Raw genomic sequence first — 6,360 nt, 5'->3', positions numbered from 1 at the left:
TCATCCACCGTAGGGCGCATAACGCCTACGGCGTTATCCGCCATTGACCTCGAGCACCGACGCGCTACCACCGGCGCAACAATCGCGGATGAATCCGCTCCTACCAGGCACATCCTTCCTGTACCGTCGTCCTCGCGAACGCGGGACGCGGCTCCACCGCGAACAGCGCTTGCGCTGGCCCGAAGGGGAATCATCCAGAGTCTCTGGGCTCCCGCGTTCGCGGGAGTGACAGGGTGGGGGCGTGCACAAGACAGTTGCTCCTACGAATGAAAATGCCGCGCCCCTCTCGGGGCGCGGCATTGATCTTGCGGCACGGCGACCCTCACTTGATCGCCAGGCCCTCGCGGCGGGTCGGGCTGCGCAGCGAGGGGGTCTCGCTCAACGGCATGCTTTCCGGCCGGTAGCCCAGGCGCAGGCCGCCCCAATGGCGGCCATTGACGTAGATCGGCACCGACAGGTCGTGCATCAGCTCGCCGGTATCGCGGCAGTAGGTCTGCAACAGCAGCGCCTGCTGGTGGCTGCCGCAGCGGATGCCGGTGCGGTCGTCGAACAGGCGCTTGCTGCGACTCTTCAGACGGTCGATCTCGGGGTCGCCGGTGGGCGCTTCGGCGAAGGCGCGGTTGTGCGTCGGCACGTAGCCCTCGGCGGTGCAGGCGATGGCGAACACCAGGCCTTCGTGACGTTGCAGCAGGTCTTCTTGGATCTTCGGCAGCACCTCGTCGGTGTAACGGTCGAAGCGCGTGGCGTATTTCTGCGGCTGGGTGCCGGGAATCGGCTGGTAGCGGCGGTCGAACAGGTCCTCGACGCCGATCCGCCCGCCGTCGAGGTCGGCGGCGAAGCGCGCGCCCATGGCCGAGGCGCCTTCGCGGGCCAGGTCGTAGATGCGCTGGTGATAGTCGTCCAGGCCGACTTCGGCGAGGCGCTCGCTGATCGCCTCGGCCTGGGCCTCCAGGTGCACGGCGGCGTCGGCCAGGCGGTGGGTCTGCTCGTCGCTGACACGGATGTCGCCGCGCATGCGCTCCACCGCGGCGAACAGGTTGTCCAACTGGTGGCGGTTGATCTCGGCGCCCTCGGCGATCTCGGTGATCTGCCGTTCGACATCGACGGTCAGGCCGGCGATGCTTTCCAGCTGCCCGCCGGTGCGCTCGACCTGGGCCACGCCCTCGTCGAGGTCGCCGGCCAGCTGGAGGATCTGCCCGGCCACCTGGGCGGTGCGCTGCTGGATGTCCTCGATCATCTGCCCGACTTCCTCGGTGGCCTCGGCGGTGCGCGCGGCCAGGCCGCGTACCTCGTCGGCGACCACCGCGAAGCCGCGCCCGTGCTCGCCGGCGCGAGCCGCCTCGATGGCCGCGTTGAGCGCCAGCAGGTTGGTCTGGCTGGCGATCGACTGGATCACCTGGGTGACCCGCTGGATGTCCTCGCTACGCTGGCTCAGCGCCTCGATCAGCGCCCGGCTCTCGCCGGCGCGGCCGCTGAGCTGGTGCATGCGGCTGATCGCCTGCTGCAGCTCGGCGCGCCCGGCGTCGCTGCCGGCGCGGGCCTGGATGGCGGCGTCCATGGCGTGCCGCGCCAGGTTCGAAGTGGCGCGCTCGGTGTGGATCATCACTTCGGCGCTGCCGACGATCTGCTCGGCGGCGGCCAGTTGCGACTCCAGGCGCTCCACCAGTTGCTGCACGGAGTAGGACACGCCGGCGGCGGACAGCGCATTGTGGCTGGTGCTGTGGGACAGGTCGCGGGTCAGCGCCGCCAGCTCCGGCGCGGCCGGCAGCACGCCCGGCGGCCCGCGCCGCTGGCCGACGAACCAGGGCGCCCAGAGCAGCGCGGCGCCCAGCAGCAGGCACAGCGAAAGCGGCCAGCCGCCCAGCGCCTGGGCGATGAACAGGGCAAGTAGACCGGTAGTCTGCAGGGAAAGAACGAGGAAGATGCGCGAGCGCGTCGGGTCCATGGGGGCACCTCTCCAGCCATCGCCGAACCCACGGACATCGGGGTTGGCGCAGGCCCTGATTATTGTTGTCAGGGCCATTAGGCGACCTTTTCCCGGCCGCGGCTATCGTTCCTTAGTCGGAAGTTTCCGCGCGCAACGCCGCACGCACGCTATCGCGCCGCCCCACCCGTTCGAGGAAGCGCTGCAACGCCGGCCAGGCTGCCAGGTCGATGCCCAGGCGCCCGGCCCAGCCGAGCACGGTGAACAGGTAGGCGTCGGCCACGCCGAACGTCTCGCCCAGCAGATAGGGCGCGCGCTCCAGGGCTGGCGCGGTCTGCTCCAGGCGACGCCGGACCTTGTCGCGGAAGCGCGCCTTCACGGCCGCTTCCAGCTCGGCGTCGAACAGCGGGTTCATGCCGGCGTGAATCTCGCTGCCGATGAAGTTCAGCCACTCCTGCAAGCGCGCCCGCGCCAACCCACCCGGCGGCGGCGCCAGGCCGGCCTCGGGACGCAGGTCGGCGAGGTACTGGAGGATCGCCGGGCCTTCGGTGAGCACCTGGCCGTCGTCCAGTTCCAGCGCGGCGACATAGCCCTTGGGGTTGATCGCGAGGTAGTCGGCGCCGCTGGCGGTGCGCTTGCTGCGGTTGTCCACCCGCTCCAGCGCGAACGGCAGGTCCAGCTCGCGCAGGGTGATGTGGGAGGCCAGCGAACAGGCACCGGGGGCGTAGTACAGCTTCATGGGCGAACTCCAGGGTGAGGGTTGCCCGGGAGTATCCGCAGACCGGTATATTTTTTAAAGAAGGCAGAAAAATGGTGTATAGGTACAAAAAATATACCTAGCGGAAGGCCCCGACCATGAAGAAGAACGTCTCCGGCTGCTCGGTGGAGGAAGCCATGCACCTGCTCGGCGGGCGCTGGCGCCTGCTGCTGGTGTCCTACCTGCTCGACGGGCCGAAGCGCTTCAACGAGCTGCGCCGCGACATGCCGAACATCTCCCAGCGCATGCTGACCCTGGACCTGCGCGCCCTGGAGGAAGCCGGGCTGGTGACGCGCACGGTCTACCCGGAAGTACCGGTGAAGGTGGAATACCGCCTGAGCGAAGACGGCGAGCGCCTGCGCAAGGTGGTGGAAGTGGTGAAGGACTTCGGCCTGTGGCTGAAGGCGCGGCCGCAGGCGCCTCAGGCCTGATCGAGGAAGCGCGCGCGGTGCTCCGGCGCCGGCAGCAGGCACTGCTCGTAGCGGCCGAACAGGCGGTAGCGGTTCTGCGCGATGCGATCATAGCCCCAGTCGCGCAGGCCGCGCGGCAGCAGGCGCAGCCCACGCAGCCAGCGCCAGGGCGCGGGCAGCTGGGCGATCACCCGAAGGAAGGCCTCGCTCTTCTCGTAGGCCTTCGGCCCTTCGACGTAGAGCATGGTGTCGAAGCGCTCCTGCGGCAGGCCGAACCAGGCGAGGATCGCCTGGCCCTGGGCTGACTGCACACTGCACAGGCGGATGGCGCCGGCGCGGTCATGGCGGATCAGGAAGCGGCTCCAGCCATTGCACAGACGGCAGACGCCATCGAACAGCACGACCCGGTCAGCGGCGCCGATATGCGGGGGAAGTTCCATGTTCCGCGCTCCTCGAAGGACTCGCCGACTAGTCCAGCGTCAGTTGCTGGTGCCGGACTGGTAGCTGTTCAGCACACAGCCATTGGCATCGTAGTTGACGCTGAAGAAGTTCACGTACTTGTCGTTCCAGTAGGTGCTGGCGCCGGCGCCGTAGGCGCTGCCCTGCTTGCTGGGGTTGCCGAACATGCTCTCGATCTCCTTGCGGCTCATGCCGGGAACGATCTCCTTGCGCACCATGGCGGTCCGCAGGTCGCGCTCGGACAGCCCGGTGGAACAAGTGGGGCGCTCGTCCGAACCGCCCACCACGGTCACCCGCGTGCCGCCGACCGGCGCCGGCTGCGCGGGCGCCTGCCCCGCCTGGGCCTGCGCCGGCACATAGGCCTCGGCCGAGGGTTGCGCCTGCTCCGGCTGCGCCATCACCGCCGCGTCGCCGCTGCCGCTAGGCCGGCGGTTCTCCACGTTCAGCTCGACCCCGGCACTGTTCGCGCTGTTCGGGCAGGCCTGCTTGGTGAACGTGACCTTGCCCTGCCCATCGACACACTTGTAGATCGTATCCGCCTGCGCCCAGGCGGCGCAGAACAACAGCGGAACGGCAACGAGAACACCCTTCATACAGCCTCCCTGGCTGATCAGTGGCAGATTGACAGCTCAGACCGCCGCCAAGGCGAAAGTTCCAAAACCGATACACGCAAACCTAACCGTATCGCCAGGCGCGGTCCATGCCCCGGCAGGCACGCGCTTTCTGCTAGAATGCCCGCCCTCCACCGCTACCGAGCCGCGTTCCCTCCGGGGAAGACGCACGTACCGCCGATGCCGCAAGACACCAGACCGCAACGCCCCGAGCCCTCCCGCCGCTTCTCCGTGGCGCCGATGATGGACTGGACCGACCGCCATTGCAGATTCTTCCTGCGCCAGCTGTCGAGCCATGCCCTGCTCTATACGGAAATGGTCACTACCGGTGCACTGCTGCACGGCGACGCGGCGCGCTTCCTGCGCCATGACGAGTGCGAGCACCCGCTGGCGCTGCAGCTAGGCGGCAGCGTGCCGGCGGAGCTGGCGGCGGCGGCGCGGATGGCCGAGGCGGCCGGTTATGACGAGGTCAACCTGAACGTCGGCTGCCCCAGCGACCGGGTGCAGCACAACATGATCGGCGCCTGCCTGATGGCCCATCCGGCGCTGGTGGCCGAGTGCGTCAGGGCCATGCGCGACGCCGTGTCGATTCCGGTCACGGTCAAGCACCGCATCGGCATCAATGGCCGCGACAGCTACGCCGAGCTGTGCGACTTCGTCGGCCAGGTGCGCGACGCCGGCTGCCGCAGCTTCACCGTGCACGCGCGCATCGCCATCCTCGAAGGTCTGTCGCCGAAGGAAAACCGCGAGGTTCCGCCGCTGCGCTACGAGGTGGCGGCGCAGATCAAGCGGGATTTCCCCGACCTGGAGATCATCCTCAACGGCGGCATCAAGACCCTGGAGGAATGCCGCGAGCACCTGCGCACCTTCGACGGCGTGATGCTCGGCCGCGAGGCCTATCACAACCCCTACCTGCTGGCCGAGGTGGACGCCGCGCTGTACGGCGCCACAGCCCCGGCCATCAGCCGCGCCGAGGCGCTGGCGCGGATGCGCCCGTACATCGAGCGGCACATCGCCGAGGGCGGCGCCATGCACCACGTGACCCGTCACGTGCTCGGCCTCGGCCAGGGTTTTCCGGGCGCGCGACGCTTCCGCCAGGTGCTCTCGGTGGACGTGCACAAGGCCGCCGACCCGCTCGTGGTGTTCGACCAGGCGGTAGAACTTCTCGCGGGGCGCTAGGTCCCGTTGAGCCCGGGATTGGCCTCGGGTAAGGTCATGGCATCCGCACTCGGAAGACCCGCCATGACCTCCAAGCTGGAACAACTCAAGCAGTACACCACCGTCGTCGCCGATACCGGCGACTTCGACGCCATTGCCCGCCTGAAGCCGGTGGATGCCACCACCAACCCCTCGTTGCTGCTCAAGGCCGCCGCCCTGCCCCGCTACGCCGAGCACCTGGCCCGCGCCACCGCGGCCAGCGCCGGCGACGCCGGCCTGGCCTGCGACCGCTTCGCCGTGGCGGTGGGCAAGGACATCCTCGGGGTGATCCCCGGGCGCATCTCCACCGAGGTCGACGCACGCCTGTCGTTCGATACCGAGGACACCCTGGCCCGCGCCCGCCGCCTGATCGAGCTGTACGACGAGCAGGGGGTGGGCAAGGACCGCGTGCTGATCAAGATCGCCTCCACCTGGGAAGGCATCCGCGCCGCCGAGCAACTGGAGCGCGACGGCATCCAGACCAACCTGACCCTGCTGTTCTCCTTCGCCCAGGCCGCGGCCTGCGCCGACGCCGGGGTATTCCTGATCTCGCCCTTCGTCGGCCGCATCTACGACTGGTACAAGAAGGCCAACGGCCGCGACTACGCGGGCGCCGAGGACCCGGGCGTACAGTCCGTCTCGCGCATCTACCGCTACTACAAGGCCAACGGCTACCGCACGGTGGTGATGGGCGCGAGCTTCCGCAACCTCGGGCAGATCGAGCAACTGGCCGGTTGCGACCGCCTGACCATCAGCCCGGACCTGCTGCAACAGCTGGCCGACACCCAGGGCGAACTGCCGCGCACGCTGCAACCCGGCGGCGGCGAGGCGCGCCAGGTGCTCGACGAAAGCGCGTTCCGCTGGCAGATGAACGAAGACGCCATGGGCACCGAGAAGCTGGCCGAAGGCATCCGCCTGTTCGCCCGCGACCAGGAGAAGCTGGAAGCCCTGCTCGGCGGCCGCTGAGCGACGTGCGCACGAATACGAACCGGCGCCCCAGGG

At 68.9% G+C, this 6,360-nt stretch carries 7 protein-coding genes; 3 read left to right on the top strand and 4 right to left on the bottom strand.

Annotated elements, in window-relative coordinates:
• Positions 1-322: 322 nt before the first annotated feature.
• Entirely contained in the window at positions 323-1,558 is a 1,236-nt protein-coding gene (locus P3W75_RS11175) for a methyl-accepting chemotaxis protein (RefSeq protein WP_430765362.1), read from the bottom strand.
• A 499-nt stretch (positions 1,559-2,057) separates the two neighbouring features.
• Positions 2,058-2,663, bottom strand: coding sequence for a glutathione transferase GstA (gene gstA, locus P3W75_RS11170; protein ID WP_276227446.1), 606 nt, complete (start codon positions 2,661-2,663; stop codon positions 2,058-2,060).
• 116 nt (positions 2,664-2,779) lie between these two features.
• On the opposite strand from gstA, the gene P3W75_RS11165 reads away from it, so the two are divergent.
• Positions 2,780-3,112, top strand: a complete 333-nt coding sequence (locus tag P3W75_RS11165; RefSeq protein WP_276227445.1) for a winged helix-turn-helix transcriptional regulator — start codon at positions 2,780-2,782, stop codon at positions 3,110-3,112.
• Here the strand turns inward: P3W75_RS11165 and P3W75_RS11160 are convergent.
• Positions 3,103-3,531: a thiol-disulfide oxidoreductase DCC family protein gene (locus P3W75_RS11160; protein WP_276227444.1), complete on the bottom strand. Its 429-nt coding sequence runs from the start codon at positions 3,529-3,531 to the stop codon at positions 3,103-3,105. The genes P3W75_RS11165 and P3W75_RS11160 overlap by 10 nt on opposite strands.
• 39 nt (positions 3,532-3,570) lie before the next feature.
• Entirely contained in the window at positions 3,571-4,143 is a 573-nt protein-coding gene (locus P3W75_RS11155) for a DUF4124 domain-containing protein (protein ID WP_276227443.1), read from the bottom strand.
• Between the two features lie 198 nt (positions 4,144-4,341).
• Between P3W75_RS11155 and dusA the strand changes: the two genes are divergently transcribed.
• Together dusA and tal are read left to right on the top strand one after the other, a co-directional pair.
• Entirely contained in the window at positions 4,342-5,340 is a 999-nt protein-coding gene (gene dusA, locus P3W75_RS11150) for a tRNA dihydrouridine(20/20a) synthase DusA (protein WP_276227442.1), read from the top strand.
• A gap of 63 nt (positions 5,341-5,403) precedes the next feature.
• Positions 5,404-6,324: a transaldolase gene (gene tal, locus P3W75_RS11145; RefSeq protein WP_276227441.1), complete on the top strand. Its 921-nt coding sequence runs from the start codon at positions 5,404-5,406 to the stop codon at positions 6,322-6,324.
• The last annotated feature ends 36 nt before the right edge of the window (positions 6,325-6,360 follow it).

The organism is Pseudomonas citronellolis (genome assembly GCF_029335315.1).
Classification (GTDB): Bacteria; Pseudomonadota; Gammaproteobacteria; order Pseudomonadales; family Pseudomonadaceae; genus Pseudomonas; species Pseudomonas citronellolis_A.
This window is presented reverse-complemented; position numbering and strand designations above follow the sequence as displayed.

Excerpts from the sequence above, each read along its gene's own strand:
- P3W75_RS11175 (WP_430765362.1), bottom strand. The coding sequence starts at position 1,558 with ATGGACGCCGCCATCCAGGCCCGCGCCGGCAGCGACGCCGGGCGCGCC.
- gstA (WP_276227446.1), bottom strand. The coding sequence starts at position 2,663 with ATGAAGCTGTACTACGCCCCCGGTGCCTGTTCGCTGGCCTCCCACATC.
- P3W75_RS11165 (WP_276227445.1), top strand. The coding sequence starts at position 2,780 with ATGAAGAAGAACGTCTCCGGCTGCTCGGTGGAGGAAGCCATGCACCTG.
- P3W75_RS11160 (WP_276227444.1), bottom strand. The coding sequence starts at position 3,531 with ATGGAACTTCCCCCGCATATCGGCGCCGCTGACCGGGTCGTGCTGTTC.
- P3W75_RS11155 (WP_276227443.1), bottom strand. The coding sequence starts at position 4,143 with ATGAAGGGTGTTCTCGTTGCCGTTCCGCTGTTGTTCTGCGCCGCCTGG.
- dusA (WP_276227442.1), top strand. The coding sequence starts at position 4,342 with ATGCCGCAAGACACCAGACCGCAACGCCCCGAGCCCTCCCGCCGCTTC.
- tal (WP_276227441.1), top strand. The coding sequence starts at position 5,404 with ATGACCTCCAAGCTGGAACAACTCAAGCAGTACACCACCGTCGTCGCC.